The sequence below is a fragment of the Pseudomonas sp. TWP3-1 genome (genome assembly GCF_049896625.1).
Taxonomy (GTDB): domain Bacteria; phylum Pseudomonadota; class Gammaproteobacteria; order Pseudomonadales; family Pseudomonadaceae; genus Aquipseudomonas.
This window is the reverse complement of the sequence record NZ_JAFCUQ010000028.1, coordinates 1-25,323: the sequence shown is the minus strand read 5'-3', so window position 1 is coordinate 25,323 and position 25,323 is coordinate 1. Positions and strand designations below refer to the sequence as shown.

Here is a 25,323-nt window from a genome sequence, read left to right as displayed (position 1 = left end):
GAGACTGAATAAGCCGTCTGCGTTCACAGTCGACCGGGCTGCGCGTTATAGTCGGTCATCCGATTATTTCGCCCCCGCCCTGCCCGTTCAGGTCGGCGTTACCGTTCGAGGATTAGCAGATGAAGTTCGAAGGCACCCAGGCCTACGTCGCCACCGATGACCTGAAGCTGGCGGTCAACGCCGCCATCACCCTGGAGCGGCCGCTGCTGGTCAAGGGCGAGCCGGGCACCGGCAAGACCATGCTCGCCGAGCAACTGGCCGAATCGTTCGGCGCCAAGTTGATCACCTGGCACATCAAGTCCACCACCAAGGCGCATCAGGGCCTGTACGAGTACGACGCCGTCAGCCGTCTGCGTGACTCGCAACTGGGGACGGAAAAAGTCCACGACGTTCGCAACTACCTGAAGAAGGGCAAGCTGTGGGAGGCGTTCGAGTCTGAAGAGCGTGTCATTCTGCTGATCGACGAGATCGACAAGGCCGACATCGAGTTCCCTAACGACCTGCTGCAAGAACTCGACAAGATGGAGTTCTACGTTTACGAAATCGACGAGACCATCAAGGCGAAGAAGCGTCCGATCATCATCATTACTTCGAACAACGAGAAAGAGCTGCCAGACGCGTTCCTGCGCCGTTGCTTCTTCCATTACATCGCGTTCCCGGATCGCACCACGCTGCAGAAAATCGTCGACGTGCACTACCCGGACATCAAGAAGGATCTGGTCAGCGAAGCGCTGGACGTATTCTTCGACGTGCGCAAAGTGCCGGGCCTGAAGAAGAAGCCGTCCACCTCGGAACTGGTCGACTGGCTGAAACTGCTGATGGCCGACAACATCGGCGAAGCAGTGCTGCGCGAGCGCGATCCGACCAAAGCCATTCCGCCACTGGCAGGCGCCTTGGTGAAGAACGAACAGGACGTGCAACTGCTTGAGCGCCTGGCGTTCATGAGCCGTCGCGGCACCCGCTAAGAGGCTGATGCCATGTTGCTCAACCTGTTCAATGAAATGCGTGCAGCCAAGGTGCCGGTGTCGGTGCGCGAACTGCTCGACCTGATCAACGCGCTGAAACAGCGCGTGACCTTCGCCGACATGGACGAATTTTATTACTTGTCACGGGCGATTCTGGTCAAGGACGAACGGCATTTCGACAAGTTCGACCGTGCGTTCGGCGCCTACTTCAATGGCCTGGAAAAACTCGACGACCATTTGCAGGCGCTGATTCCCGAAGACTGGCTGCGCAAGGAGTTCGAACGTTCGCTAAGCGACGAAGAACGCGCGCAAATCCAGTCGCTCGGCGGCCTCGACAAGCTCATCGAAGAATTCAAGAAGCGTCTGGAAGAACAGAAGGAACGCCACGCCGGCGGCAATAAATGGATCGGCACTGGCGGCACCAGTCCGTTTGGTTCCGGCGGTTTCAACCCGGAAGGCATTCGGGTTGGCGACGCCGGCAAACGCCAAGGCAAAGCGGTGAAAGTCTGGGATCAGCGCGAGTACAAGAACCTCGATGATTCCGTGGAACTGGGCACGCGCAATATCAAAGTTGCCTTGCGCCGCTTGCGCAAGTTTGCCCGTCAGGGTGCGGCGGAAGAGCTGGATATCGATGGCACCATCGACTACACCGCTCGCGATGCCGGGCTGCTGAATATCCAGATGCGCCCGGAACGACGCAACACCGTGAAGCTGTTGTTGCTGTTCGATATCGGCGGCTCGATGGATGCGCACGTGAAAATCTGCGAGGAATTGTTCTCGGCCTGCAAGACCGAGTTCAAGCATCTGGAGTACTTCTACTTCCACAACTTCGTTTATGAATCGGTGTGGAAGAACAATATGCGCCGCACGTCCGAGCGCACTTCGACTCAGGACTTGCTGCACAAGTACGGCGCCGACTACAAAGTGATCTTCATTGGCGATGCGGCGATGGCGCCTTATGAAATCACCCAGGCTGGCGGCAGCGTCGAGCACTGGAACGAAGAGCCGGGTTATGTGTGGATGCAGCGGTTCATGGAGAAGTACAAGAAGCTTATCTGGATCAATCCGTATCCGAAGGACACTTGGGGGTATACGTCTTCGACCAACATCGTGCGGGATCTGATTGAAGATCAGATGTATCCGTTGACGTTGCGTGGGTTGGAAGAAGGCATGCGGTTTTTGTCCAAATAGAAGCAAAAGATCGCAGCCTTCGGCAGCTCCTACAGGGAGGCTGCGATCTTTTGATCTTCAACCAAAACGCCGTAAATACTCGATGTGTTCGCGATGCGCGACATCTTGCACCACCGGTCTTAGCCGCACCCGCGCGCCCGGCAGACACTGCGCCAGCCGTGCCAGCGCCAGCGGAGTCAACGCTCCCAGTCTTGGATACCCGCCAATCGTCTGCCGATCATTGAGCAACACAATCGGCTGTCCATCCGGCGGCACCTGCACCGCGCCCAGCGGAATCCCTTCGGAAATCATCGGCGCGCCCTGGTAATGCAACGCCTTGCCCAACAGGCGAATACCCATGCGATCCGCGCGACTGTCCAGTGTCCACGCGCTGTTGAACACATCGAACAGACTCTGCCCGCTGAACTGACCGATCTGTGCGCCCAGCACCAGATCCAGCGGCGCTGCATTCCGCAGATCCGGGCGCTGCGCCAGCGGCACTTCGCGCACCAACAAGGTTTCGCCGTGATAGCTCAGCGTCGCGCTTTTGGCCAACGGCAACCCCATGCCATCGAGTCCGCCAAGTTCTTCGCGCACCACCGTGGCGCTGCTGCCCAGAACTTTCGGCGCCACAAAACCACCGGGCGCCGCCAGATAAGCGCGCGCGCCAAGCAGCGGCTGGGTGAGCTTCAACGTCTGACCTTTACGCAATTTGAAACTGCGCCAAGGCGCCAACGGCTCGCCATCAATCTGCGCGCCGAGATCTGCCCCGGCCAGCGCCAGCACGCAGTCCTCTTCAGCCACCACGGCAAACCCGCCGAGGGTGATTTCGATCACCGGCAGATCCAGTCCATTCCCCAGCAACCAGTTGGCCCACGCCATCGAACACCAGTCGGCCGCGCCACCCTGGGTCACGCCCAAATGCCGAACGCCAAAGCGTCCGGCGTCCTGCAACAGGCACAGTGGCGTGCTCGCTTCAATCGTCAGACGGCTCATGCCAAGACCTCCAACGGCGTGTCGTCACCGCCCAGATTGATGAACTCGGCATGGCTCACTGCTTCGAAGCGCACGGTGTCGCCGGGTTGCATCAGGCTATAGCCGTCGCGATTGCGATCAAACAATTTAGCGGGGGTGCGGCCGATCAGATTCCAGCCGCCAGGGGATACCACCGGGTACGCAGCGGTCTGCCGTTCGGCGATACCCACGCTGCCGGCAGCGACTTTTTTGCGCGGGGTGTTCAAACGTGGGGCCGCGAGGATTTCTTCAACCAGCCCCATGAAGGCAAAACCTGGAGCGAAGCCCAGTGCGAATACCTGATATTCCCGTCCACTGTGGCGGCGGATCACCTCCTCCACCGGCAGCCCACTGCGTTCAGCGAGCAAGCGCAGTTCTGGCCCGACGCTCAAGTCATACCAGACCGGCAATACATGGCACTGGCCGCCGGCTCTTGCGTTCGGCGACAGATCAATCAAGGCTTCGGCAATCAAATCACGCGCCTGATTCGGACTTAGCACGGTGAGATCGTAATGCACCATCAGCGTGGTGTAGGACGGCACCAGATCGATCAGTTGCGCGCCGAATACAGCGCGCAAACGCTCACTGGCGGCAAGCATCCACGGCATATTGGCTTCGGCGATTTCATCGAACAGACGCAGCATCAGGCAATCCAGTGCCACTACTTCAATCCTTGCTTTCATGACGCGCTCTGCTCGTCCAAAGCCTGGCGAATGCGCTGCACGGCGGCCACCGAACTGGCGTTGTCGCCATGCACGCACAACGTGTTGGCTTGCAGGTGCAATGCGCTGCCATCGCTGGCGGTGAGATGGTCGCCACGGGCGATGGTCAGTGCTTGCTCGATGATGGTTTGCGCATCGTGATGCACCGCCCCCGGCAGTTGTCGCGAGACCAGTCGGCCGGCGCTGTCGTAGGCGCGGTCGGCGAAGGCTTCGAACCACAACGTCACGCCGTATTCATCGCCCAGTTGCTGCGCGGCCGTGTTGTCGCGGGTCGCCATGAGCATAAGCGGCAACGTGCAGTCGTAAGCCGCGACCGCCTGAAGCACAGCACGCAACTGCGCCGGGTTGGCCATCATGTCGTTGTACATCGCACCATGGGGTTTGACGTAACTGACCCGTCCACCCTGAGCGCGGCAAATGCCATCGAGGGCGCCGATCTGGTAGTGCAGGATGTCTTGCAATTCTTGCGCGGAATACGCCATCGAGCGCCGACCGAAACCCACCAGATCCTGATAGGCCGGATGCGCGCCGATCTGCACGCCGTGACTCAATGCGAGGCTGACGGTTTTGCGCATGATGCCCGGGTCGCCGGCGTGGAAGCCGCAGGCAATGTTGGCGCAATCGATGAAGGGCATGATCTCGGCGTCCAGACCCATGGTCCAGCTGCCGAAACTCTCGCCAATGTCGCAGTTCAATAGCAGGCGGCTCACGGTGAACACTCCTGTAGTTCTTTTCTTTTTGTGCCGTGGGACAAACAGTGCCCCGCAGATTATCAGTTACTGCGAATCGAGTTCTTTGCCACGGGTTTCCGGCAGGCTCAACGCCGCGATAATCACCACGCCGTAGGACACCGCCGCGAACGCACCAATACCCACACTCAACGGCACGGTCTGACTGAGCAGACCGATCAACAGCGGAAACAACGCCGCCAGCGCCCGGCCGATGTTGTAGCAAAAGCCCTGCCCCGAACCGCGAATCCGTGTCGGAAACAGCTCGGTGAGAAATGCGCCCATGCCGCTGAAAATCCCCGAGGCGAAGAAGCCCAGCGGGAAACCCAGCCACAGCATCACGCCATTGCTGACCGGCAATTGGGTGTAGAGCAGAACGATGGTGAACGAGCCGACCGCGAACAGGATGAAGTTCTTTTTGCGCCCCAGCAGATCAGTCAGATACGCGCTGATCACGTAACCGACGTAGGAGCCGACGATCACCATCGCCAGATAACCGCCCGTGCCGAGTACACTCAGGCCGCGTTCGTTCTTCAGAAATGTCGGCAGCCACGAGGTGATGGCGTAGTAACCGCCGAGCGCGCCGGTGGTCAGCAATGATGCGCGGATCGTGGTGAAGAGCATGCCCGGCGCGAAAATCTCGTAAAACTTCGCCGTGTTCTCCGGTGTTTGCTGCGCCTTGGCTTCGCGGTAGATCTCCGGATCTTTCACCAGCCGCCGAACGAAGATCACGAAAATCGCTGGCACGATGCCGAGGATGAACAGCGCGCGCCAGGCGTCTTCCGGCGGCAGCAGCGAGAACAGCAGCGCATAAAGAATCGCCGTCAGCCCCCAACCCAGCGCCCAGCCGGATTGCACCATCCCCACGGCTTTGCCGCGATCCTTGGCGCGGATCACTTCACCGATCAGCACCGCGCCCGCCGTCCATTCACCGCCAAAACCGAAACCCATCAAGGTGCGCGCAATCAGCAGTTGTTCGTAGTTCTGGGCGAAGCCGCAGAGGAAGGTAAAAAAGGCAAACCACAGCACCGTCAGTTGCAGGGTGCGCACACGGCCGATGCGGTCGGAGAGAATCCCCGCGACCCAACCGCCGATGGCCGAGGCAATCAGGGTGCTGGTGTGGATCAGCCCGGCTTCACCGGTGGTGATGCCCCACATGGCGATCAGGGTCGGCACCACGAAGCTCAACATCTGGGTGTCCATGCCGTCCAGACCGTAGCCGATCTTGCAGCTCCAGAAGGTGCGGCGCTCCTGCTGATTGATATTGCGATACCAATCGAACGGGCCGGGACGCGCCGCGGGCTTGGATAAAGAGACGGTGTCGGGAGCACTCATGGCAAATCTCCGCAATTATTATTGGTCTTGTTCGTAGTCCCGACGACGCCTATCGTGGGAACCGGATGCGGCGATTTTTGGCTGCGTCAGGCTGTCGCGTCCAACGAGTAAAACCCTGCCTTAGGCATAAGAATTTTTTGTCACCCGAGCCGACCGCATGAATCTGAAGTTTCTCGAGACCTTTGTCTGGGTCGCCCGGCTGAAGAGTTTTCGTCTGACCGCCGACAAGCTGTTCACCACCCAGGCGTCGATTTCCAGCCGCATTGCGGCGCTGGAAAGCGAACTTGAGGTGAAGTTGTTTCTGCGCGATTCGCGCGGGGTCAGCCTGACGCCGGAAGGTTTGAAAGTGCTGGAATACGCCGAGCAGATGCTCGCCACCATGCAGGCGTTGAAGCAGTCGATCGAGACTCGCTCATGCAAGGTCGGCCGGGTGCGCATCGGGGTGATGGACACGGTCATTCACACTTGGCTCAGTCCGTTGGTGGCGCAGATGACCGATCTGTATCCGATGGTGGAAATCGAGCTGGTGGCGGATACCTCGCTGAATCTCTGCGATCAGCTGCAAAAAGGCTTTCTCGATCTGATCCTGCAAACCGATCTGGTGCGCCACGAAAGCGTGCGCAGCCTGGAACTGGCCAGCCATCCGCTAGGCTGGATTGTCGCCAGCAATTCGATCTACCACCGCGACTACGCGAGCCTCGCCGACCTGGCCCGGGAACGCATCATCACCTACTCGAAAAATTCCCGACCGCATCAGGACATTCTGGCGTTGATGCAGGCCCACGGCGTGCTCGCGCCACGCTTGAATTGCGTGAATTCGGTGTCGGCGATTACCCGGTTGTTGCGTGATGGATTCGGTATCGGCGCATTGCCGCCAGTGCTGGTAGCCGAAGAGTTGGCGCGCGGAGAGTTGATCCTGCTCGACATTGAGCAGCGTCCGCAGAATTTGCAGGTGGTGGTGTCGTGGCGGATCGGGGTGGAATGGGTCGAGGAGATTGTGACGTTGTGTCAGCAGGTGCTGGAGGGCTATGCGCAGAAAATGGGCGACAGCTACGTCACCCTGTCTGACTGACGCAACCTTGTGGCGAGGGGATTTATCCCCGTTGGGTGGCGAAGCCGCCCCAAAGTAGTCCAGTCACACTGTGATTGCAGGTTTGGCGACTGCTGCGCAGCCGAGCGGGGATAAATCCCCTCGCCACAGAAGCTCCCCGCTGCGAATTCAGAGACCGCGCACATCCCGGTCTTCAATCGGCCGGCTCTGGCGCAGACGCTTGCCGCCGAGCACCACCCAGTCGATCAGACGGAACAGGCATTCGATGCCGAACGACAGCAGCAACGCGCCGCTCATGCCCCAGATCATCGCTTCCGGAGTCAGCAGAATCTGGTAGCTGTAGCCGTTCCAGGTTTCCTTGCGGATGTCCGGGTCGGCCGCCAGTACCACTTGCAGGAAGCGGATGTACCACGGGCCTTGCATGGCCTGGAACTGTTTATCCAGTGCCAATTGACGGTCAAGCATAGTGCTCAGACTGTCGGCATCGCTGCGAAACACCGGGTCTTCGCTGGCGCGGTAATGCGCGACCAGTGCCTGAATATCGCCCTTGAAGAACTGCTCGGCAGTGCCCTGGAAGCCGCGCAGACCGGTCTGCGCCTCGATCAAATGCGCTTCGACGCGTTTTGCGTAATCGTTGATGAAACCCGGCACCTGGACACCGATCAACAGGCCCGCCGCAAACAACACCAGCCGTAGATAACTGAGCAACATCGGGGTAGATCCTTATGCAGTCTTGCCCTGGCTGACGCATTCGCCGCGTCGCCACAGGCTCCATTGGCCCGGTTCGTAGCGGGTCCAGGTTTCGTTTTCGGTCAGTGGTTCGGTGGCGATCACCGTCACCACGTCATTGGGTGTGGTTTCGGCCTGGAAGTCGACGATCACATCGACATCCTTCAGCCGGGCCGGACCAAACGGTGCGCGCCGGGTGATCTGCGCCAGTTTGGTCGAGCAATAGCAGAACAGCCAGTCGCCGTCGCTGAGCAGGCAGTTGAACACGCCTTTGCTGCGGTATTCGGCGCACGCGGCAACCAGATCCGGCAGCAGCGCTTCTATATCGACCGGTTCCGGAAATGCACCACGGACGCGGTTGAGCAAATCGCAGAACGCCGCTTCGCTGTCGGTATCGCCGACCGGGCGGTAAAAACTCTTGATCGGGGTGAAATCGGCGAGCTGGCCGTTGTGCGCGAAGCACCAGTTGCGCCCCCACAGTTCGCGGACGAACGGGTGGGTGTTGGACAGGCAGACCTTGCCGACGTTGGCCTGACGGATGTGGCCGATGACCACTTCGCTCTTGATTGGATAACGTTGCACCAGATTGGCCACTTCGGATTCGCAGCTCGCGGCCGGATCCTGAAACAGACGCAAGCCGCGACCTTCGTAGAAAGCGATGCCCCAGCCGTCGCGATGCGGCCCGGTGCGACCACCGCGTTGCATCAGCCCGGTGAAGCTGAACACGATATCGGTCGGCACGTTGGCACTCATGCCCAGTAGTTCACACATGTGCGGACTCTCGTGATTACAGACGCGGCTCGACGCGCATGCGCTGCGGATTGTTCGGCAACGGCGGGCGACCATAACGATCATCGCCGGCACCGCCGAACGGTTGATCGTCGTTACGCTCATCATCGGCACGGGCGGCGACTTTGGCTGCTTCGGCCTGTTCCTTGCGCGCCTTCGACGCTCGCTCTATCGGCAAACGGATCAGCACGAAAATCAGGTAAATGCCGAAAGCGATCATCCCGTACATGAACAGATCGGAGACCGCGCGCCAGGCGTTGTTGCCAACCTTGAATGCCAGATCCAATGCGGTGATGGCGACGGCTGGCGCCACTTTATCCTTCACCTGATCGACAATGGTCGGGGTCAGCAGCAACACGGCCATGAGCAGACGCAGTGGCTCGCGCAGCCAGCGCCACATCCAGCGGGTCATGCGCATCCATACCAGGAGGCAGCCTAAAGCGGCAAAGGCGTAGAGGCCCCAGGCGATCAGATAGTCGTTCTCGGTCATGGTGTCCATGGCAAGGCAGGCAAAGAGGCGCTTATAGTAACGACTTTTCGCACGCCCGGCTTGTCCACCGTCCGTGCCACCCCTATTTGTCATGTCCGAGAGCCTTCCATGCCCGAATCCGCCAACGTCATCCGTGCCCCGATTGCCCACAAGGCGGCCGGTGTCGACCCGTACGCCTGGCTGCAGGAGCGCGACACCGCTGCGGTGCTCGATTACCTCAAGGCTGAAAACGCTTACCAGGAGGCGCAGACCGCCGATCAGGCCGAACTGCGTGAGAGCCTGTTTAAAGAAATCAAAGGCCGAATCCTTGAGACCGACCTGTCCCTGCCCTCCCCGTGGGGCCCGTATCTGTATTACACGCGCACCACGGCTGGCGATGAATACGCCCGTCACTACCGCTGCCCGCGCCCGGCCGACGACAGCCTGACCCTCGACGAAAGTCAGGAACAACTGCTGCTCGACCCGAACGCACTGGCCAACGGCGGTTTCTTCTCCCTTGGCGCCTTCAGCATCAGCCCCGATCACCAGCGTCTGGCCTACAGCGTCGACGCCTCGGGCGACGAGATTTACACGCTGTTCGTGAAGGAATTATCCAGCGGACGTGTCAGCGAACTGGAATTCGAAGACTCCGATGGCAGCATGACCTGGGCCAACGACAGCCTGACGCTGTTCTTCGCCACCCTCGACGAGACGCATCGCCCGTACAAACTGTTCCGCTATCGTCTGGACGGCACGGCCGCTGAAGAGGTTTTCCATGAGCCGGACGGGCGCTTCTTCCTGCATTGCTATCGCGCCAGCTCCGAGCAGCAACTGCTGCTGTCGCTGGGCAGCAAGACCACCAGCGAAGTCTGGGTGCTCGACGCCAATCAGCCGCAGCTGCCGTTCACCTACCTGGCGCCACGGGTCGAAGATCACGAGTACGACGTTGATCACGGCAAGCTCGACGGCGAATGGACGTGGTTCATCCGCACCAACCGTGACGGCATCAACTTCGCCTTGTATCAGGCGGCCGACACCGGGATCGCGCCGACCGAGGCCGACTGGCACAACCTGATCCCGCACAGCGACACGGTGATGCTCGACGGCGTGAGCCTCAACGCCGAAGCCATGACCCTGAGCCTGCGTGAGGGCGGTCTGCCGATCATCGAAGTTCACCCACACGGCGCGGCGCCTTATCGCGTGCAATTACCGGACGCGGCCTACAGCCTGTATGTGCAAAACACCCTTGAATTCGACAGCGACCGGATTCGCCTGCGCTATGAGGCTTTGAACCGGCCGGCACAGGTTCGCCAATTGCTGCTGGCGGATGGCGAGCAGCAAGTGCTCAAGGAGACTCCGGTGCTCGGCACGTTCGATGCCGACGCCTACGTCAGCCAACGCCTGTGGGCCACCGCGCCGGACGGGACGCTGGTGCCGATCAGCCTGGTGATGAAACGCGAAATGGTCGGCAAAGCCGTGCCGACGTATCTGTACGGATACGGCGCTTATGGTTCGAGCCTCGATCCGTGGTTCTCCCACGCGCGGCTGAGCCTGCTGGATCGCGGCATGGCATTCGCCATTGCGCACGTGCGCGGCGGCGGTGAGTTGGGCGAAGCCTGGTATCGCGCCGGAAAGCAGGAACACAAGCACAACACCTTCAGCGATTTCATTGCCTGCGCCGAGTTCTTGATCCTCAACGGCATCACCACTGCGCCGCAACTGGCGATCAGCGGCGGCAGCGCCGGCGGTTTGCTGATCGGCGCGGTGCTCAATCAGCGTCCGGATCTGTTCGGCGTGGCGATTGCCGAAGTGCCGTTCGTCGACGTGCTCAACACCATGCTCGACCCGGAACTGCCGCTGACCGTCACCGAATATGACGAGTGGGGCAATCCTGAAGAACCAGACGTCTACGAGCGGATAAAGGCGTACGCGCCGTACGAAAACGTCACTGCGCAGGCTTATCCGGCAACGCTGGTAATCGCCGGCTACAACGACAGCCGCGTGCAGTACTGGGAAGCGGCCAAGTGGGTGGCGAAATTACGCGCGAGCAAAACCGACGACAATCTGTTGCTGCTGAAGACCGAACTGGGTGCCGGGCATGGCGGCATGAGCGGGCGTTATCAGGGATTACGTGACGTAGCCCTCGAATACGCATTTGTTTTCAAGGTTTTGCGCATCGCCTGAGGAACTCCACCGGTCGGTTGGGTCTTAACTCAAGCCCCAACCGGCCGATTCATCCATGATCCCCTGTGTAACGCCTGAAACCGTGACAATAAAAAAGACTGTAACGACATGTCAGAACCGACCTTACTGAACAACGAAATTCGCGACTGGCTGATGGACTGTGGCCTGTTCGATCAATTGGTGCTGGCCGACTTCGCCGCCGCTTCGGGTTATTTCAGCATCAGCACCGTGGCTGAAGGCGAGGCGATTTTCCGTGAGGGCGATGCCGGCAGTTTCATGTGCATACTGCACACCGGTCAGGTCGCCGTGCAGAAAACCGGCAGTGACGGCCAGGTCATCACCATGGCCACCCTGCGCAGCGGTCGGGCATTTGGTGAAATGGCCGTGCTCGATGGCGAACGGCGTTCTGCCACTTGCATCGCTGCCAGCAATTGCCAGTTACTCAATCTGGGCAAGGATTCGCTGGAAAAAATGCTCAACGACGCACCGAAGATCGCCGCCAAGATTATCCGCGCCCTCGCCGTCTCGTTGTCGAAACGTCTGCGCATGGCTGACGGCCAACTGGCGGCGCAACAGATCTAGCCTCCGGGCGATTTGCTCTTGATGTCGTTCTGCTCAAGGCCCGGTAACGGCTGATCCTTGACCGGTGGGCTGGGCATTTCAATTGGCACCAACGCTGGACCGCCGCCGTTGCCGGCGCCGGACTTGGGAATACCCACCGGGCCGACCTGCGGATACGGGGTCGGCGTCGCGGTGCCGGGCGAACCGGATGCCGGCGGCGGGCTGACGGGAATGCTCTGTTGGGCCTGCGCTGCAGTGATCGATGCAGTTATCGAGAGCGCGGCCAAGGCAATGACCGTTAGAATGGTGCGCTTCATCAATGGCTCCGTTGGCCTTAAAGTCTGGGCTCAGGCTACTCCCAACCGCGCCTGCGCGCCTTCCCCTTGTAGAGATTTCCATGAAACGTTTCGTTCTGCTCGACACCACGCCAATCCCTGACAATGGCGGCGCCCTGTGCCTGTTCGAGTATGGCGAGGATTTCGTCATCAAGATCCAGGGCGGCGACGGCGGGCAGTTGATGAACACGCGCATGCACGGTTCCGAAGATGCGCTGGCGGAAATTCCTTGCCGCAAAGTCGCTGGCCGCCCGGATTCGCGAGTGCTGATCGGCGGGCTGGGCATGGGTTTCACCCTCGCCTCGGCGCTCAAGCATCTGGGGAAAACCGCCGAAGTGGTGGTCGCTGAACTGGTACCCGGCGTGGTCGAGTGGAATCGCGGCCCGCTCGGTGAAAAGTCTGGGCGCCCGCTGCTCGACCCGCGCACGGTGATCCGTCAGGACGATGTGGCCAAGGTGCTGCAAAGCGAGCCAAACGGCTTCGATGCGATCATGCTCGACGTCGACAACGGCCCCGAAGGCCTGACCCAGAAGGCCAACAGCTGGCTGTATTCCGCCGGTGGCTTGAGTGCCTGCGCCAAAGCCCTGCGCCCGAAAGGCGTGCTGGCAGTCTGGTCAGCCAGCGCCGACAAGCAGTTTTCCGACAAGTTGAAGAAGGCCGGCTTCAAGGCCGAGGAAGTCCAGGTCTTCGCCCACGGCAACAAGGGCACGCGCCACACAATCTGGATTGCCGAGAAGCTCAAGGGCTGAGCTAAACTTCACGCATAACCGTCATTCGTCTTCTACAAAGGTGAACCCATGAGTTCGTCCACCCCGACCAATACTTCGAAGCTGGACCGCATCCTCGCCGACAACCAGCGCGACAAGGAAATGGGCTACCGCGACAAAGCCCTGAAGATGTACCCGCATGTGTGCGGACGCTGCACCCGTGAATTTTCCGGCAAGCGCCTCAGCGAACTGACCGTGCACCACCGCGACCACAACCACGACAACAACCCGCAGGACGGCTCGAACTGGGAGCTGTTGTGCCTGTACTGCCACGACAACGAACACTCGCGTTATACCGACCAGCAGTATTTCAGCGAAGGCTCGCTGAGCACGCCGAAGATTGCCAAGGCGACGCATAACCCGTTTGCGGCGTTGGCCGGGTTGATGAAGAAAGAAGATTAAAAGCAAAAGATCGCAGCCTTCGGCAGCTCCTACAGATGGCAACGCAATCCAACTGTAGGAGCTGCCGAAGGCTGCGATCTTTTGATCTTGCTATTCCCAATCCCCGTATAATCGCGCTCTTTTTTCCCCGAAGGCACCCCGCTCGTGGCAGACAAACGGTACAGCTGCATTGGTTTGTATAACCCCAAATCACCCGAGAACGTCGGTTCGGTGATGCGCGCCGCAGGCTGTTATGGCGTGGCGTCGGTGTTTTACACCGGCAAGCGCTACGAGCGCGCTGCTGACTTCGTCACCGACACCAAGCGTGTGCATTACGACATCCCGCTGATCGGCATCGACGACCTGAAAAAGATCCTGCCGCTCAACTGCGTACCCGTCGCCGTAGAGCTGGTCGAAGGCGCGCGCCCGTTGCCGGAATACACCCACCCGGATCGCGCCCTGTACATCTTCGGCCCGGAAGACGGCTCGCTCGATCAAGAGATCCGCGACTGGTGCGAAGACGTGGTGTACATCCCGACCACCGGCTGCATGAACCTCGCCGCCACGGTCAACGTCGTGCTCTACGACCGCATGGCCAAGGGCCTGAACACCCGCTCCGGGCCAAAATTCCGCTGAAGCGTTGCACATTCGATGGAACAAGCGGCACGCTCCGGCAGTCAGCTTGATTATCGATCACTGAATGCCCGGAGAAAGATCATGAACGAACTCAAACGCGTCGAACGTATCGCATCCACCCCGTTCCAGAGCCGATCCGACCAGAACGTTGAAGGCTGGGAGCGTATCGGCTCGCTGGCTGGCGGTGTGCTGATGGTTGGCAAGGGCCTGCGCCGTGGCGGCGTGTTCGGGTTGATTCAGGTGGCAATCGGTGGCGTGGCCATGGCTCGCGGGATCACTGGGCACAGTTCGGTGAAGAGTCTGATCGAGAAGAGCCGTCAGGACATGAACAGCGTGCGCGCCAAGATCGAACGCGCCGGGGAAGAGCTGAGTCAGCTCAAGGCGAATGCCGAGGCGGCGACCAGTACCGCGACGGTGACCGGCAATGATTCGGTGAAATCCCCGAAAGCCGGGGTTTGATTCTGAATCTGCGGTGAGGCTGATGGCCTCATCGCTGGCAAGCCAGCTCCCACAGGTCTTGTGGCGTTAATCAAGACCTCTGTGGGAGCTGGCTTGCCAGCGATGGCGGACTTACTGAAGCAACTCGGTATCAAGAACGTTGGAAGACTCGCCGATTACGCTGTCGGCAAGCTGCACAAACGCCTTGGTATCCACCTGCCCCAGATGCATCGCCCCTCGCAACACATCATCCAGCGAACGCTTGTTCCGCGTCTTCAAGCGGATCTCGCGATCCAGTTCCTGCAACAGCAAAACCGCTTTCGAAACCTGCGCCGGGCTGATCTGCTCGCCGCGCAAGGTCGTGACTTTGTGGCTGTCCTTGGCCAGTTTCGCCTGCAAACTCGCGTAGCGCTCATCGCTCATGCCGCCCGCACGGCGCACCAGTTCGATGGCGTAATACTCGGCAAAACTCTCACTGATCCAGTCGCTGCGATGATCATCATTGATACGTGCGAACACCTGCGCCAACTCTCGCACCAGCGCGCTGCTCCCGATTTCACTCACCAGCGGCAAGCGCGTGTTAAGGAATATCGACTCGCGCGCCGCCAGACTGCCGCGCCACATCGGGTCACTTGCGCCGACAATCAACAGCTTCGTTGGATGACGCGGGAAAACCGCCTGCACCTGCGGCCAGACAAAGGTCAGCAGCGTCAACACATCCATGCGGCGCATGCCCTGCCCTTGCGGCGAGGCCACGGTGACTTCGGTTTCCCCCAGTCGCGTGCGGCGACTGCCGAGATGGCCGGCGAGCATCCAGCCCGTCGGCCGGTCGAACAGGCGCGAGGGGTTGTCGATGCGGAATTTATTTTTGCCGATACGTGGCCAGGCAGTTTCGACGCTTTTCCAGCCGTCGGGCAATTCGAATTGCAGGCGCGAGACCAGTTCAACGCCGTCTTGCTGATCGAGCCTCGCGGCGGGCACTAGATCATCGCCACGCATTAACGCCCATTTCGCAGTCATGCGCGTGTCGAAGCTGCCGTTCTTGCGCCCGTGGCTGATGCGCACGCGGTAGGTCAGGCTGGCCGTATCCGCCGCTGGCCGCCACACGCCGCGCGCTTGCTTGCCCGGCGTCAGCAGCCATTGGCCGTCAGCCTTGAAGTCGCTGTAGTGGCTGCCGTCTCCTAGATCGAAATCGAGGCTGCGCACCGCCGAGCCTTGCGCCAGCGTCAGGCGCACTTCGGCCTGATCGCTCTGCGGCAGCAGGCGCACGTGGTAATCCAGATCGACTTTGTTTGCCGCCCACACCGGGGCGCTGAATGCCAACAACGCAAAGATCAGCGCCCGGCGCAATCCCGTCGCCATACCCACTCCTTGAGAATCATTAGCCTGCGCGGAAAATCAGGTGATCTTCCCAGTTATCTTCCGGCACGCTGCCTTCGGCGAGCATCCGTCCGGACTGGGAAATCCGCTCATGGTGCACCGCGTCGCGGTCGCCGCACACCAGGTGATGCCACAGCGGCAGATCCTTGCCCTCGCTGACCAGGCGATAACCGCAGGTCGGCGGCAACCAGCGAAACTCTTCAGCCTTGCCCGGCGTGAGCTGGATGCAGTCCGGGACGAACTCCAGCCGCTTTGGATAATTGCTGCACTGGCAGGTTTTCAGGTCCAGCAGTTTGCAGGCGATGCGCGTGTAATAGACGCTGTTGTCTTCTTCGTCTTCAAGCTTTTGCAGGCAGCACAGGCCACAGCCGTCGCACAGCGATTCCCATTCCTGCGGATCGAGTTGATCGAGGGTTTTGCGTATCCAGAACGGTTCGACTTTGGCGGCCATGGCTCAAGCATCAACATCAGGTGGTGAAAAGGCCGCCAGTCTAGTACCCAACACCTTGCGGGCCAAGCGCTGGCGACTGCCGGTTGCACGGGGCTTGTGAGTTTTTCTGCCGACGGGTAGTTTTGCCAGCACCCAAACGTCGCCAGGAATCTCTTGATGAGCGCCAACTCCCGCGTTGCCGATTACGCCATTCACCCGCAGTTCACCGAGCGCTGGTCGCCGCGCGCCTTCACTGGCGAAACGATCCCGCAAGAAACCTTGCTGAGCTTTTTCGAAGCCGCACGCTGGGCGCCGTCGGCCTATAACTCGCAGCCGTGGCGCTTCCTCTACGCGCGTCGCGATACGGCGAACTGGGAGCGTTATCTGGGCCTGCTCAACGAGTTCAACCGCAGCTGGGCACAGCACGCGTCGGCACTGGTAATCGTGATCTCGAAAACCACTTTCACTGCACCGGGCGCCAGCGAAGAAACGCCAGCGTTGTGGCACACCTTTGACACCGGTTCGGCATGGGGCCATCTGGCGCTGCAAGCGAGCCTGAGCGGCTGGCACACCCACGGCATGGCCGGGTTCGATCAGGAATTGACGCGCAAGGAGCTGAATATTCCTGAGGGTTATGCGCTACACGCGGCGGTTGCCGTGGGCAAATTGGGCGACAAGGCAACGCTGGCAGATTATCTGCAAGCACGCGAAGAGCCGAGCCCCCGTCGGCCGTTGAGCGAGTTGGCTGCTGAAGGCGATTTCACGCTTTAAGCCACACTGCAAAACCAATTGTGGGAGCCAGCCTGCTAGCTCCCACAATTTTTACTGCGTTGAATCAGTAGCCGCGATTGAAATCCACTTCCCCACGCAACGGCTCGCCCGCCTGATACGCGCGCAAGTTATCCAGAAACAGCTGCGCCATCAGCGACGGTGACGTCGGCGCCGAGCTGTGCCCGGTCAGCAGCAAGCCCCATGCAGTCCAGAACGGATGCCGTTGTGGCAGAGGTTCCTGACGGCACACGTCAATCACCGCGCCGGCCAGATGCCCTTCTTTCAAGGCTTCGACCAGATCCGCATCGACCACCGCCACGCCGCGCCCGGCGTTGATGAACAGCCCGGTCGGCTTGAATTGCTTGAACAGCGCCGCGTCGTAGATATCGTGGGTGTGCTCGGTGTTCGGCAGCAGGTTGACCACGTAATCGACCTCGCCGACCAGCCGTGGCAAGTCCGCCATCGAACCGACTTCGACAAACGGCGCCTGCTCACGGGCGCTGCTGGCAATGCCGTACAGTTCAACGCCGAACGGCAGCAGAAACTGCGCCACGCTCTGGCCGATATCACCGGTACCGACGATCAGCACCTTGCGCCCGACCAGACTCTGGCCAGTGCGGCTGTCCCACTTGCGCTCGACCTGGCTGACCAGCCGGGCCAACACTTCACGCTCGTGACCGAGCATGTAGGTCAGCACGTATTCGGCCATCACCTGGCCAAAAATCCCTACCGCCCGGGTCAGCCGATAATCGCGGCGCAAGCCGTCGGCCAGCAACGGCGTGATACCGGCCCAGGTCGATTGCAGCCATTGTGGCTGGTGGCCCTGACGCAACAGCGTCGCGAGCAGATCCGGCTGGCCCAGCCACACCGGGCAATCGACCGCCAGGCGGGCCAGTTCGGCGGAGTCGCCGCTGGTCAGCACTTCAAGATCGGGGGCCGCCTGTTGCAGCAGTCGGGCGTACACCGCGTGGTCGTGTTCAGCAATCAGAACGCGCATCTTCAAACCTTTCGCAAACCGTGCAGACGCCCGCCCCCTGAGGGGCGGTCATCGCCGTAAAACAGTTTCAGGGATTACCCGAGGCCCAGGACCGGGCCTCGCAGATCACATCGGGTCGTTGCGTCGCAGCAACTCTTCGGGCAAGTGCTCGATGTACTCGTCCTCGGCCGGCGGCATTTGCAGGTGGTAGCCCTGCTTCTCGAGGTTTTCCAGCACCACGACGATGTCTTCGCTGGCCAGTTTGCGCTCCGGCGTCAGCACCAGATTGAAGGCCAGTTTCGGCTTGCCGAACGCCAGCATCAGCCCTTCGGGCACACGTTCGAGCTCATCGCTCTTGAGCACGTAAAGGTACATGCCCGCGCGCTTGGAGCTTTGGTAGATGGAGCAAATACGTTTCAAGGCTGTTCTCCGGCGGTGGCCAGGCTGTCGAGCAGTGCCTGGCCCATCAATTCGCGGCGCCAGCCACGCAGCGAATCTGGTAATTGGTAAGGACCTTCGGGGTAGCCACTTTTGACCAGCGCTTCGAGGGTTTTCTTGCGTAGCATCAGTTCCGGTGCGATGCCCAAGCGTTCGGCTTCGGCCTGACCGAGCGCGCGCAGTTGCTTGATCAGCGCGGCGGCGTCAATCGGCAATGGCTCGGCCACGGCTGGCGGCCATTGATCAGGCCCCACACTGCCAGAGCGCTTGATCAGATCAAGCAGAAACTGGCCGTCCTGACGCACGGTACGCGGATGCATGTCTTCGATTTTGCCCAGCGCCACGAGATTGTCCGGTTGCGTGCGGGCCAGCGGCCACAGCGAGTGCTCACGGATTATACGGTTGCGCGGCAGATCGCGGGCGCGGGCTTCAAGCTCACGCCAGGCGCACAACTCGCGCAAAACGGCCAGTTGCGCACGGGACAGCTTCCACGCCAGTTTAGCGTCGCGGTAGGCTTCGTACGGATCGGTTTCGCGGCGCAGGTTGGCAACCAGTTCGGCGCCGTCCTCCAGCACCCAGGCGAACTTGTCGTCAGACAGTTTCGGCCGCAGTTGTACGAAAACCTCCGCCAGATGCACGGCATCTTCGGCGGCGTAGCTGATTTGCGTGTCGGACAGTGGACGCTGCAACCAGTCGGAACGGGTCTCACCCTTGGGCAGTTCGATGCCGAGCACTTCCTGTACCAGTCGCGAATAACCCATCGAGAAACCGAGGTTCAGATAAGCGGCGCCCAACTGTGTGTCGAACATCGGCGCTGGCAGGCTGCCGGTCAGGCGCAGCAGGACTTCGAGATCTTCGCTGCACGCATGCAGGACTTTGAGCACTGCCGGGTTTTCCAGCAACGCCGCCAGCGGTTGCCAGGCGTTGATGCTCAGCGGATCGATCAGGTAAGCGCGCTTGCCGTCGCCGACCTGCAACAGGCCGGCAATCGGATAAAAGGTGTCGACGCGCATGAATTCGGTGTCGAGGGCGATGAAAGGCAGCTGCTGCCATTCGGCGCAAAACTGCGCGAGGCTATCGTTGTCGCGAATCCAGTGAATATCGATGGCCACACGGCTCTCCCTTGAAGAATGGCGCGCAGTATATATCGCCGCCAGCGATTTACGCGCCTGCACAAGCCGGGAGCTTGATGAAATCTCCTGCCTGAGGGAAAGAATAGTCTTACAGAGTGCGTCTGCCGACTCAGTCCTTGGCCAGAACTCCATCGATCACTGCGCCACGGCAACCGGCGAACATGTCCAGATCCTGCTGATACACCGAGCTATGCACCTCCAGCAGGCCGAGCATCGAGTGAAACAGATTGTCTTGGCTCAACGGTTTGTCGCGGCTCATTTGCAGGCAATGGGTGTCGACCGCGTAGGACTTTTGATAGCTGTCGGAGAACCATGCCAGCATGGCCACATGCTTTTGCTGATCCGGCGCGAGCATGTACGGCGTGCCGTGCAGGAACAGGTTGTACTCACCCAGCGACTCGCCGTGATCGGACAGGTACAACATCGCGGTATCAACTTTGTCCTGATTATTGCGCAGCACATCGATCAGGCTCGACAGCACGTGGTCGGTGTACACCAACGTGTTGTCGTAACCGTTAACGATGCTTTCGCGGCTGCAATTGTTCAGCGCGTTGCTCTCACACACCGGGGTGAAGTGCTCGTATTCCTTCGGATAGCGCTTGAAGTATTCCGGACCGTGACTACCCATTTGGTGCAGAACCAGCACGGTGTCTTTGTCCAGATGATCGATAAAGCCTTGCAGGCCTTGCAGCAGAATTTCGTCGCGGCATTCGCTGTTGGCGCACAACGTCGGGTCTTTCAAGTTACTGACGTCTTGTACCGTGACGCGATCGCAAGTGTCTTTGCAGCCAGACTGATTATCGCGCCAGATCACATCAATCCCGGCACGTTTGAGTACGTCGAGCAAGCCTTCTTCATTTTTGGCCTTGCTGGCGTCGTAGTTCTTGCGGCCCATGTTGGAGAACATGCACGGCACCGAAACAGCGGTTTCCGTGCCGCAGGAGTGCACGTCGGTAAACGCGATCAGGCCTGCTTCCTTGTCGAGCTTCGGTGTGGTGTCGCGGTTGTAACCAAGAATGCCGAAGTTCTCCGCCCGTGCACTTTCGCCGACGACCAATACGGTCAGGGATTTGCGTGGATGGAGTTGCACGGCCGGGTCGCGTCGTGCATCTTCGCCGATCTTGACGAACGGCTGCCGCGCCGAAACCACCTGCTCGCGCAGATAGCCGGCCGAGGCGCCGATGTAGTTGCTCGGCACCAGCATCAGGCGCAACTCATGGTGATTGCGAAACAAGGAAGACAAGCCTTGATAGTTGGCCAGCGCTACACCACCGATGACCGCCACCGAAGCGACGCTGACGATAACTTTGCTGAACAGCTCATGGTGCCAGCGACGGTAGTTGACCGGAACTTGCCACAATAACCAGGACGGCAAAACACCCAGCAACACTATATAAGCGATCAACTTCAACGAGAGCAGATCACGAACTTCAGTCATGTTGGTTTCAGCGAAGTTACGAAACATTCCCGCATCAATCAACACGCCGTATTGGCTCATGAAATAAGCCACGCCAGCGCTGATCAAAAACATCAACGTCAAAACAGGTTTCAATACTCTGCGGAACGCCAGAAAAGTCAGCACGATGTTGAAAGCCGCGAAGATCATCACCCCGAACGCAACGCGCATGGCAATGCCTTTGCCGTCCGCAGCAGTGATCTCGAAGAGATGCTGCCAGAGCACGAAATTGAAACCGGCCAAAAGAAAGGCACTGGCACACAACGTCACCCATTCCGGGCGCACGGCTTTTATCTTCAACATAGTTAGGGTGATTCCTGAAAAGAAGCGCCGTGGCCAATTGTGAAAACTTCATTGGCTCAGACGACTCAAACTTTAAGCAGCTAACCATCAATTTTTTGTGAAAAAGAAGCCAACGATTAGTTGGCTGATGGCAATAAGCCAAAACTTCTGAAGTATTTGAGAATGATTCAGGTGTGGTTCAGTTACTGATTCAACGCAGGGGTTATCGAATTTTTAAATAGGCCTGCGGATTTTCTGGTTTGCCCACGCGGGCGGCCTCGCGCCTAATCGACAGCCTCTTGCTCGAAGGTCTGAAAATGGAAAACGTCCGTGCCACCGCCCGCCCCGCTGCCTGGCTGATGCTCGGCATCGTTCTGGTCGCGCTGAATCTGCGTCCGTCGATGGCAGCGGTAGGTCCGTTGCTGTCGGCGATTCGCGGCGATATCCCGTTGAGCTTCAGCGTCGCGGCGCTGCTGACCATGCTCCCCGTGATGGCCATGGGTTTGGCGATGTTTTTCGGGATTGGCATTAGCCAGCGCCTGGGTGAGCGGCGCGCAGTGCTGTTGTCGCTGCTGATCATTGGCCTGGCGAGCGTGTCACGGCTGTTTGTCGATTCGGCGGCGGAGTTGATTGTCAGCGCGATGCTCGCCGGATTCGGTATTGCGTTAATTCAGGCGCTGATGCCGGCGCTGATCAAGTCGCGGTTTCCCGACAATGTGGCGTTATGCATGGGACTGTATGTGACGTCGATCATGGGCGGCGCAGCCATTGCCGCCTCGTTTGCGCCGCTGGTGATGGCGCGCACCGGCAGTTGGCGCGCCGGTCTGGCGATCTGGGCGGGATTGGCGCTGCTCGCGTTGTTGTTCTGGCAGCATTCGAATGCTTCCACGGTGGCAGCGGCAACCGTGAGAAAAAAGTCATTCTTCTGCAATTCTCGCGCATGGCTGCTCGCGGTCTTCTTCGGTCTGGGCACTGCTTCTTACACCTGTGTACTCGCGTGGCTGGCGCCGTACTACGTGGAAAAGGGCTGGAGCGAACAGGATGCTGGTCTGCTGTTGGGTTTTCTGACAGCGATGGAGGTGATTTCCGGCCTGCTGGTTCCGGCCATTGCCAACCGCAGTCGCGACCGTCGGCGGGTGCTGGCCGGATTGCTGGGATTGATCATCGCTGGCTTCTGCGGCTTGATCCTCAGCCCGCAACATCTGAGCCTGCTGTGGCCGGGCCTCCTGGGACTGGGTATCGGCGGACTGTTCCCGATGAGCCTGATCGTTTCCCTCGATCATCTCGACAACCCGCAAAGCGCCGGAGGCCTGACCGCGTTTGTGCAAGGCATCGGCTATTTGATTGCCGGTCTCTCGCCGCTGCTGGCCGGGATGATCCGCGATCAATTGGGCAGCTTCGAATGGGCCTGGTGGGCGCTGACGGGAGTCATCGTGCTGATGTTGCTGATCGTACGGCGTTTCGATCCAAGGCATTACGCCCGGCACATTCACTGAGAAGTGTCTGGCTAAAGGCTTCTGGCCATCTTCCGCCGAATCAATCAGTCGCGTCGTGTTGTTAAAACTTTCTGTCCCACAACTGTCCGTGAAATGTCCTACAGGGCTTTCTAGTGGCACCATCGTTCCGTTAGGATCGTACGCACACGTTTGCGCGGATTCAGCGCAAGGAGCACATCGGGACGGAACGGATGCTGAACAGTAACTTGCTAAGAAAGCTCGATATGCAGGATTTAATGGTGTTTGTCGCCGTTTACGAGCAAAGCAGCGTCACCGATGTGTCGGAGGCGCTGTTCGTCAGCCAGTCCACCGTCAGTTACTGTCTTAAGAAATTGCGCACCAGCTTCGAGGATGAACTGTTCGTCAACACCCGCACGGGCATGCGGCCGACCTACAAAGCCAGCAGCATGTACGGCCATGTGCAGAAGATTCTGGAAAGCATCAACCTGTGCCATGCCGGTGCCACAGCCTTTGACCCGACCGCACAACCGGCAACTTTCAACATCTGCGCCCCGGAGTATTTTGAGCAGTTGGTTCTGCCACGGCTGTTGAAGCGTTTCGATTTCGCTGACCTGCCGGTAATGATCAACATGCACAAATTCGAAACCGATGTCCCGGCGCAAGAGTTGCGCGATGGCAGTCTCGACCTGGTGATCTGTTTTGGCCCCAACTTTCACCGCAATCACACTGACCTGAAGTCACGCATGTTGCTGGAAGATGATCTGGTCTGTGTCTTCGACAAACGCGCTACGCCGCTGGAGCCGCGCCTGAGTCTGCAAGCGTTTACTGAACGCAGGCACGTCTTCCCGACGCCGTGGACATCAAGCACGAACATGGTCGATGGCTGGCTGGCGCGTCAGGCGCAGAAACGCCAGATCGTCGCCCGCTCGAACAGCTACAGCGCGGCGCTGAAGATGATTACCGGCACCGACTTCATCCTCACCCTGCCCCGCCGGATCCAGCGACTGCTGACCAACGAGGCGGTGTTCAATCATTGCGAGGCGCCCAACGGATTGCCTGGGTTTACCCTCGACATGCAGTGGAGCCAGAACGCTGACCAGGACAGCGCCAACCTCTGGTTGCGCGAGCAGGTGATCGAGACCTGTCTCGAGATGCAACATGGATAAACGCACGCTTTAAAACAGCGCTGCCCTGCTCACCCCACAGCTGGCTGCAGCGATCTTTCGCTCATGAATGCCTCCAGCCGTGAGCGCAACCAGCGTTCGGCTGGATCGGTGTCGACATGGCTGAGCCAGACCATCGACAGGTCGAGTGTCGGGGTCTTGAACGGGAATGGTTCTTTGAACAGGTGACCGGAAGCGGCCATGGCCTCGGCGGTGTAGTCCGGCAGGCTGGCAATCAGATCGGTACCCGCGAGCAACGCCGGCAGCGAGCTATATTGCGGCACTGACAACACCACCTGACGGCTGCGGCCGATTTCTGCCAGCCATTCATCGGCGTAACCACTGACGTTGGCCGTATGGGAGACCAGTACGTGCGGGCGTGAGCAATATTCATCGAGGGTCAGCGGTGTGTTGGATGCATCGGCGCGCAGGATGCTCGGCTGAATATGTCGCAGCAGTTTGCGCTTGGCATTCGCCGGCAGGCCGCGAGTCTGGCTGATGCCCACGGTAATGTCCCCGGATGCCAGCAAATCAGGGATGCGCCAGTAATCGACGTGTTGCACCACGAACACGACTTTCGGCGCCTCTTGGCGCAGGGCGCGCAACAGCGGTGGCAGCAGGCCGAACTCGACGTCGTCCGACAGACCGATGCGGAAAGTCATGGTGCTGATGGCGGGATCAAAATCATGAGTCAGGCTCAGGGCGACCGACAGTGAGTCCAACGCCGGAGATAGATGCTTGAAGATCTCTTCGGCACGGGCCGTCGGCTCCATGCGATGGCCAACGCGGATGAACAACGGATCGTTGAATAGCGTACGTAAGCGGTTGAGCGCCGAGCTGATGGTCGGCTGGCCGAGAAAAAGCTTTTCGGCGACCCGGGTCACATTGCGCTCAAGCATCAAGGTCTCGAACACCACCATCAGGTTGATATCGGCCTTGCGCAGTTCATTTCGATTCATCCATTGCCCCCGATCTCCAAACTGCGGGCAGTGTAGAAAGTTGGAGGGCCTGCCGTCCATAAACATCCACGTTGCCATATGGATCAGCACTGCAGAAACATCCGCCTACGATTGGAAACAAATCCTGGATGGCCAAAAACCCACACTCCGCTAGGCTTGCGAGCATGCGTCACACAGGTTGTCGCAGTTAACCAATCGCATGGAGCGAGCTGAATGTATTTCGAGATTTACAGGCAATCCAAAGGAAGCCCGAGTACGGGTCAGGGACAATGGCGCTGGAGGTTGCGCGCGGGGAATCACGAGACGGTCGCCAGCGGCGAGTCATATGTGAACAAGGCGGATTGCTTACATGTGATCGAGTTGATCAAAGGTGTACAGGGCGAGACGCCGGTTAAAGAGATCTAGGCATCTAAAGGCAAAAAGCCTGGTCATGAAAAAGCCCCGCAGATTTTCATCTGCGGGGCTTTTCGTTTGCTCACTTTTTTGCAGGCAAAACAAAACCCCAACTGCTTTCGCAATTGGGGTTTCGGAATTTAATCTTGACGATGACCTACTCTCACATGGGGAAACCCCACACTACCATCGGCGATGCATCGTTTCACTG

General features: G+C 59.5%; 28 protein-coding genes. 13 read left to right on the top strand and 15 right to left on the bottom strand.

Going from position 1 to position 25,323, the window contains the following annotated elements:
- The first annotated feature begins 119 nt into the window (after positions 1 to 119).
- A complete protein-coding gene (locus tag ACP7BN_RS26160; RefSeq protein ID WP_028620815.1) occupies positions 120 to 965 on the top strand; it encodes an AAA family ATPase in 846 nt (281 codons plus the stop codon).
- Between the two features lie 12 nt (positions 966 to 977).
- A complete protein-coding gene (locus ACP7BN_RS26155; protein ID WP_426206679.1) occupies positions 978 to 2,156 on the top strand; it encodes a vWA domain-containing protein in 1,179 nt (392 codons plus the stop codon).
- Positions 2,157 to 2,213: 57 nt separating this feature from the next.
- Here the strand turns inward: ACP7BN_RS26155 and ACP7BN_RS26150 are convergent, their stop codons facing one another.
- The 4 genes from ACP7BN_RS26150 to ACP7BN_RS26135 all read right to left on the bottom strand — a co-directional run bounded on the left by ACP7BN_RS26150 (position 2,214) and on the right by ACP7BN_RS26135 (position 5,934).
- The gene (locus ACP7BN_RS26150) at positions 2,214 to 3,131 is read right to left on the bottom strand and encodes a biotin-dependent carboxyltransferase family protein (protein ID WP_426206678.1); all 918 of its coding nucleotides are present in this window, start codon (positions 3,129 to 3,131) and stop codon (positions 2,214 to 2,216) included.
- Entirely contained in the window at positions 3,128 to 3,832 is a 705-nt protein-coding gene (locus tag ACP7BN_RS26145) for a 5-oxoprolinase subunit B family protein (RefSeq protein ID WP_426206677.1), read from the bottom strand. The genes ACP7BN_RS26150 and ACP7BN_RS26145 overlap by 4 nt, the downstream gene beginning before the upstream one ends.
- Positions 3,829 to 4,581, bottom strand: coding sequence for a 5-oxoprolinase subunit PxpA (locus ACP7BN_RS26140; RefSeq protein ID WP_426206676.1), 753 nt, complete (start codon positions 4,579 to 4,581; stop codon positions 3,829 to 3,831). Before ACP7BN_RS26140 ends, ACP7BN_RS26145 begins: the two co-directional genes overlap by 4 nt.
- 66 nt (positions 4,582 to 4,647) lie before the next feature.
- The gene (locus tag ACP7BN_RS26135) at positions 4,648 to 5,934 is read right to left on the bottom strand and encodes an MFS transporter (protein ID WP_426206675.1); all 1,287 of its coding nucleotides are present in this window, start codon (positions 5,932 to 5,934) and stop codon (positions 4,648 to 4,650) included.
- Positions 5,935 to 6,091: 157 nt separating this feature from the next.
- On the opposite strand from ACP7BN_RS26135, the gene ACP7BN_RS26130 reads away from it, so the two are divergent.
- On the top strand, positions 6,092 to 7,006 hold the full coding sequence (locus ACP7BN_RS26130; RefSeq protein WP_426206674.1) for a LysR family transcriptional regulator: 915 nt from the start codon (positions 6,092 to 6,094) through the stop codon (positions 7,004 to 7,006).
- Between the two features lie 147 nt (positions 7,007 to 7,153).
- On the opposite strand, the gene ACP7BN_RS26125 is transcribed toward ACP7BN_RS26130, so the two are convergent.
- The 3 genes from ACP7BN_RS26125 to ACP7BN_RS26115 are packed head-to-tail and all read right to left on the bottom strand — an operon-like array spanning position 7,154 to position 9,002.
- The gene (locus ACP7BN_RS26125; RefSeq protein ID WP_420647834.1) at positions 7,154 to 7,696 is read right to left on the bottom strand and encodes a DUF2937 family protein; all 543 of its coding nucleotides are present in this window, start codon (positions 7,694 to 7,696) and stop codon (positions 7,154 to 7,156) included.
- Between the two features lie 12 nt (positions 7,697 to 7,708).
- On the bottom strand, positions 7,709 to 8,485 hold the full coding sequence (locus tag ACP7BN_RS26120) for a class II glutamine amidotransferase (RefSeq protein ID WP_420647833.1): 777 nt from the start codon (positions 8,483 to 8,485) through the stop codon (positions 7,709 to 7,711).
- A gap of 16 nt (positions 8,486 to 8,501) precedes the next feature.
- Positions 8,502 to 9,002, bottom strand: a complete 501-nt coding sequence (locus ACP7BN_RS26115) for an MFS transporter (RefSeq protein ID WP_426206700.1) — start codon at positions 9,000 to 9,002, stop codon at positions 8,502 to 8,504.
- Between the two features lie 99 nt (positions 9,003 to 9,101).
- On the opposite strand from ACP7BN_RS26115, the gene ACP7BN_RS26110 reads away from it, so the two are divergent.
- Together ACP7BN_RS26110 and ACP7BN_RS26105 are read left to right on the top strand one after the other, a co-directional pair.
- On the top strand, positions 9,102 to 11,156 hold the full coding sequence (locus ACP7BN_RS26110; RefSeq protein ID WP_426206673.1) for a S9 family peptidase: 2,055 nt from the start codon (positions 9,102 to 9,104) through the stop codon (positions 11,154 to 11,156).
- A gap of 108 nt (positions 11,157 to 11,264) precedes the next feature.
- Positions 11,265 to 11,738: a cyclic nucleotide-binding domain-containing protein gene (locus ACP7BN_RS26105; RefSeq protein WP_420647831.1), complete on the top strand. Its 474-nt coding sequence runs from the start codon at positions 11,265 to 11,267 to the stop codon at positions 11,736 to 11,738.
- Here ACP7BN_RS26105 and ACP7BN_RS26100 read toward each other — a convergent pair.
- Positions 11,735 to 12,034 (bottom strand): hypothetical protein, encoded by a 300-nt coding sequence (locus ACP7BN_RS26100; RefSeq protein ID WP_420647830.1) that lies wholly within the window; start codon positions 12,032 to 12,034, stop codon positions 11,735 to 11,737. The two genes, ACP7BN_RS26105 and ACP7BN_RS26100, sit on opposite strands and share 4 nt — an antisense overlap.
- An 80-nt stretch (positions 12,035 to 12,114) precedes the next feature.
- Between ACP7BN_RS26100 and ACP7BN_RS26095 the strand changes: the two genes are divergently transcribed.
- The 4 genes from ACP7BN_RS26095 (at position 12,115) to ACP7BN_RS26080 (ending at position 14,295) form a co-directional block, all read left to right on the top strand.
- Positions 12,115 to 12,801, top strand: a complete 687-nt coding sequence (locus ACP7BN_RS26095) for a spermidine synthase (protein ID WP_420647829.1) — start codon at positions 12,115 to 12,117, stop codon at positions 12,799 to 12,801.
- 48 nt (positions 12,802 to 12,849) lie between these two features.
- Positions 12,850 to 13,221 carry a YajD family HNH nuclease gene (locus ACP7BN_RS26090; protein WP_007911336.1) on the top strand — a complete coding sequence of 124 codons (372 nt, stop codon included), beginning with the start codon at positions 12,850 to 12,852 and terminating at the stop codon, positions 13,219 to 13,221.
- Positions 13,222 to 13,365: 144 nt separating this feature from the next.
- Entirely contained in the window at positions 13,366 to 13,836 is a 471-nt protein-coding gene (locus ACP7BN_RS26085; RefSeq protein ID WP_095060636.1) for an RNA methyltransferase, read from the top strand.
- A gap of 81 nt (positions 13,837 to 13,917) precedes the next feature.
- Positions 13,918 to 14,295, top strand: coding sequence for a YgaP family membrane protein (locus tag ACP7BN_RS26080; RefSeq protein WP_426206672.1), 378 nt, complete (start codon positions 13,918 to 13,920; stop codon positions 14,293 to 14,295).
- Between the two features lie 111 nt (positions 14,296 to 14,406).
- Here the strand turns inward: ACP7BN_RS26080 and ACP7BN_RS26075 are convergent, their stop codons facing one another.
- A complete protein-coding gene (locus ACP7BN_RS26075; protein ID WP_426206671.1) occupies positions 14,407 to 15,636 on the bottom strand; it encodes a hypothetical protein in 1,230 nt (409 codons plus the stop codon).
- Positions 15,637 to 15,655: 19 nt separating this feature from the next.
- Complete coding sequence (locus ACP7BN_RS26070; RefSeq protein WP_426206670.1) at positions 15,656 to 16,105, bottom strand: YcgN family cysteine cluster protein; 450 nt, start codon at positions 16,103 to 16,105, stop codon at positions 15,656 to 15,658.
- Between the two features lie 156 nt (positions 16,106 to 16,261).
- Between ACP7BN_RS26070 and ACP7BN_RS26065 the strand changes: the two genes are divergently transcribed.
- A complete protein-coding gene (locus tag ACP7BN_RS26065) occupies positions 16,262 to 16,855 on the top strand; it encodes a nitroreductase family protein (RefSeq protein WP_426206669.1) in 594 nt (197 codons plus the stop codon).
- Between the two features lie 64 nt (positions 16,856 to 16,919).
- Here ACP7BN_RS26065 and ACP7BN_RS26060 read toward each other — a convergent pair whose 3' ends face one another.
- The 4 genes from ACP7BN_RS26060 to ACP7BN_RS26045 form a co-directional block, all read right to left on the bottom strand.
- Complete coding sequence (locus ACP7BN_RS26060; protein ID WP_426206668.1) at positions 16,920 to 17,852, bottom strand: D-2-hydroxyacid dehydrogenase; 933 nt, start codon at positions 17,850 to 17,852, stop codon at positions 16,920 to 16,922.
- Between the two features lie 105 nt (positions 17,853 to 17,957).
- Positions 17,958 to 18,251, bottom strand: coding sequence for a YcgL domain-containing protein (locus ACP7BN_RS26055; RefSeq protein WP_426206667.1), 294 nt, complete (start codon positions 18,249 to 18,251; stop codon positions 17,958 to 17,960).
- Entirely contained in the window at positions 18,248 to 19,381 is a 1,134-nt protein-coding gene (rnd, locus tag ACP7BN_RS26050) for a ribonuclease D (protein WP_420647821.1), read from the bottom strand. Before rnd ends, ACP7BN_RS26055 begins: the two co-directional genes overlap by 4 nt.
- A 130-nt stretch (positions 19,382 to 19,511) precedes the next feature.
- Positions 19,512 to 21,161, bottom strand: coding sequence for a phosphoethanolamine transferase (locus ACP7BN_RS26045; RefSeq protein WP_426206666.1), 1,650 nt, complete (start codon positions 21,159 to 21,161; stop codon positions 19,512 to 19,514).
- A 296-nt stretch (positions 21,162 to 21,457) separates the two neighbouring features.
- On the opposite strand from ACP7BN_RS26045, the gene ACP7BN_RS26040 reads away from it, so the two are divergent.
- Both ACP7BN_RS26040 and ACP7BN_RS26035 read left to right on the top strand, forming a co-directional pair.
- On the top strand, positions 21,458 to 22,636 hold the full coding sequence (locus tag ACP7BN_RS26040; protein WP_426206665.1) for a cyanate transporter: 1,179 nt from the start codon (positions 21,458 to 21,460) through the stop codon (positions 22,634 to 22,636).
- Positions 22,637 to 22,827: 191 nt separating this feature from the next.
- Positions 22,828 to 23,763 carry a LysR substrate-binding domain-containing protein gene (locus tag ACP7BN_RS26035; protein ID WP_426206664.1) on the top strand — a complete coding sequence of 312 codons (936 nt, stop codon included), beginning with the start codon at positions 22,828 to 22,830 and terminating at the stop codon, positions 23,761 to 23,763.
- Positions 23,764 to 23,792: 29 nt separating this feature from the next.
- Here the strand turns inward: ACP7BN_RS26035 and ACP7BN_RS26030 are convergent, their stop codons facing one another.
- A complete protein-coding gene (locus tag ACP7BN_RS26030) occupies positions 23,793 to 24,719 on the bottom strand; it encodes a LysR substrate-binding domain-containing protein (protein ID WP_426206663.1) in 927 nt (308 codons plus the stop codon).
- 213 nt (positions 24,720 to 24,932) lie between these two features.
- Here ACP7BN_RS26030 and ACP7BN_RS26025 point away from each other — a divergent pair, with 213 nt between their 5' ends.
- Complete coding sequence (locus ACP7BN_RS26025; RefSeq protein ID WP_426206662.1) at positions 24,933 to 25,124, top strand: YegP family protein; 192 nt, start codon at positions 24,933 to 24,935, stop codon at positions 25,122 to 25,124.
- Positions 25,125 to 25,323 lie beyond the last annotated feature (199 nt).

Coding starts and splice junctions, on each gene's coding strand:
- ACP7BN_RS26160 (WP_028620815.1), top strand. CDS start 120: ATGAAGTTCGAAGGCACCCAGGCCTACGTCGCCACCGATGACCTGAAG.
- ACP7BN_RS26155 (WP_426206679.1), top strand. CDS start 978: ATGTTGCTCAACCTGTTCAATGAAATGCGTGCAGCCAAGGTGCCGGTG.
- ACP7BN_RS26150 (WP_426206678.1), bottom strand. CDS start 3,131: ATGAGCCGTCTGACGATTGAAGCGAGCACGCCACTGTGCCTGTTGCAG.
- ACP7BN_RS26145 (WP_426206677.1), bottom strand. CDS start 3,832: ATGAAAGCAAGGATTGAAGTAGTGGCACTGGATTGCCTGATGCTGCGT.
- ACP7BN_RS26135 (WP_426206675.1), bottom strand. CDS start 5,934: ATGAGTGCTCCCGACACCGTCTCTTTATCCAAGCCCGCGGCGCGTCCC.
- ACP7BN_RS26130 (WP_426206674.1), top strand. CDS start 6,092: ATGAATCTGAAGTTTCTCGAGACCTTTGTCTGGGTCGCCCGGCTGAAG.
- ACP7BN_RS26125 (WP_420647834.1), bottom strand. CDS start 7,696: ATGTTGCTCAGTTATCTACGGCTGGTGTTGTTTGCGGCGGGCCTGTTG.
- ACP7BN_RS26120 (WP_420647833.1), bottom strand. CDS start 8,485: ATGTGTGAACTACTGGGCATGAGTGCCAACGTGCCGACCGATATCGTG.
- ACP7BN_RS26115 (WP_426206700.1), bottom strand. CDS start 9,002: ATGGACACCATGACCGAGAACGACTATCTGATCGCCTGGGGCCTCTAC.
- ACP7BN_RS26110 (WP_426206673.1), top strand. CDS start 9,102: ATGCCCGAATCCGCCAACGTCATCCGTGCCCCGATTGCCCACAAGGCG.
- ACP7BN_RS26105 (WP_420647831.1), top strand. CDS start 11,265: ATGTCAGAACCGACCTTACTGAACAACGAAATTCGCGACTGGCTGATG.
- ACP7BN_RS26100 (WP_420647830.1), bottom strand. CDS start 12,034: ATGAAGCGCACCATTCTAACGGTCATTGCCTTGGCCGCGCTCTCGATA.
- ACP7BN_RS26095 (WP_420647829.1), top strand. CDS start 12,115: ATGAAACGTTTCGTTCTGCTCGACACCACGCCAATCCCTGACAATGGC.
- ACP7BN_RS26090 (WP_007911336.1), top strand. CDS start 12,850: ATGAGTTCGTCCACCCCGACCAATACTTCGAAGCTGGACCGCATCCTC.
- ACP7BN_RS26080 (WP_426206672.1), top strand. CDS start 13,918: ATGAACGAACTCAAACGCGTCGAACGTATCGCATCCACCCCGTTCCAG.
- ACP7BN_RS26075 (WP_426206671.1), bottom strand. CDS start 15,636: ATGGCGACGGGATTGCGCCGGGCGCTGATCTTTGCGTTGTTGGCATTC.
- ACP7BN_RS26070 (WP_426206670.1), bottom strand. CDS start 16,105: ATGGCCGCCAAAGTCGAACCGTTCTGGATACGCAAAACCCTCGATCAA.
- ACP7BN_RS26065 (WP_426206669.1), top strand. CDS start 16,262: ATGAGCGCCAACTCCCGCGTTGCCGATTACGCCATTCACCCGCAGTTC.
- ACP7BN_RS26060 (WP_426206668.1), bottom strand. CDS start 17,852: ATGCGCGTTCTGATTGCTGAACACGACCACGCGGTGTACGCCCGACTG.
- ACP7BN_RS26045 (WP_426206666.1), bottom strand. CDS start 21,161: ATGTTGAAGATAAAAGCCGTGCGCCCGGAATGGGTGACGTTGTGTGCC.
- ACP7BN_RS26040 (WP_426206665.1), top strand. CDS start 21,458: ATGGAAAACGTCCGTGCCACCGCCCGCCCCGCTGCCTGGCTGATGCTC.
- ACP7BN_RS26035 (WP_426206664.1), top strand. CDS start 22,828: ATGCTGAACAGTAACTTGCTAAGAAAGCTCGATATGCAGGATTTAATG.
- ACP7BN_RS26030 (WP_426206663.1), bottom strand. CDS start 24,719: ATGAATCGAAATGAACTGCGCAAGGCCGATATCAACCTGATGGTGGTG.
- ACP7BN_RS26025 (WP_426206662.1), top strand. CDS start 24,933: ATGTATTTCGAGATTTACAGGCAATCCAAAGGAAGCCCGAGTACGGGT.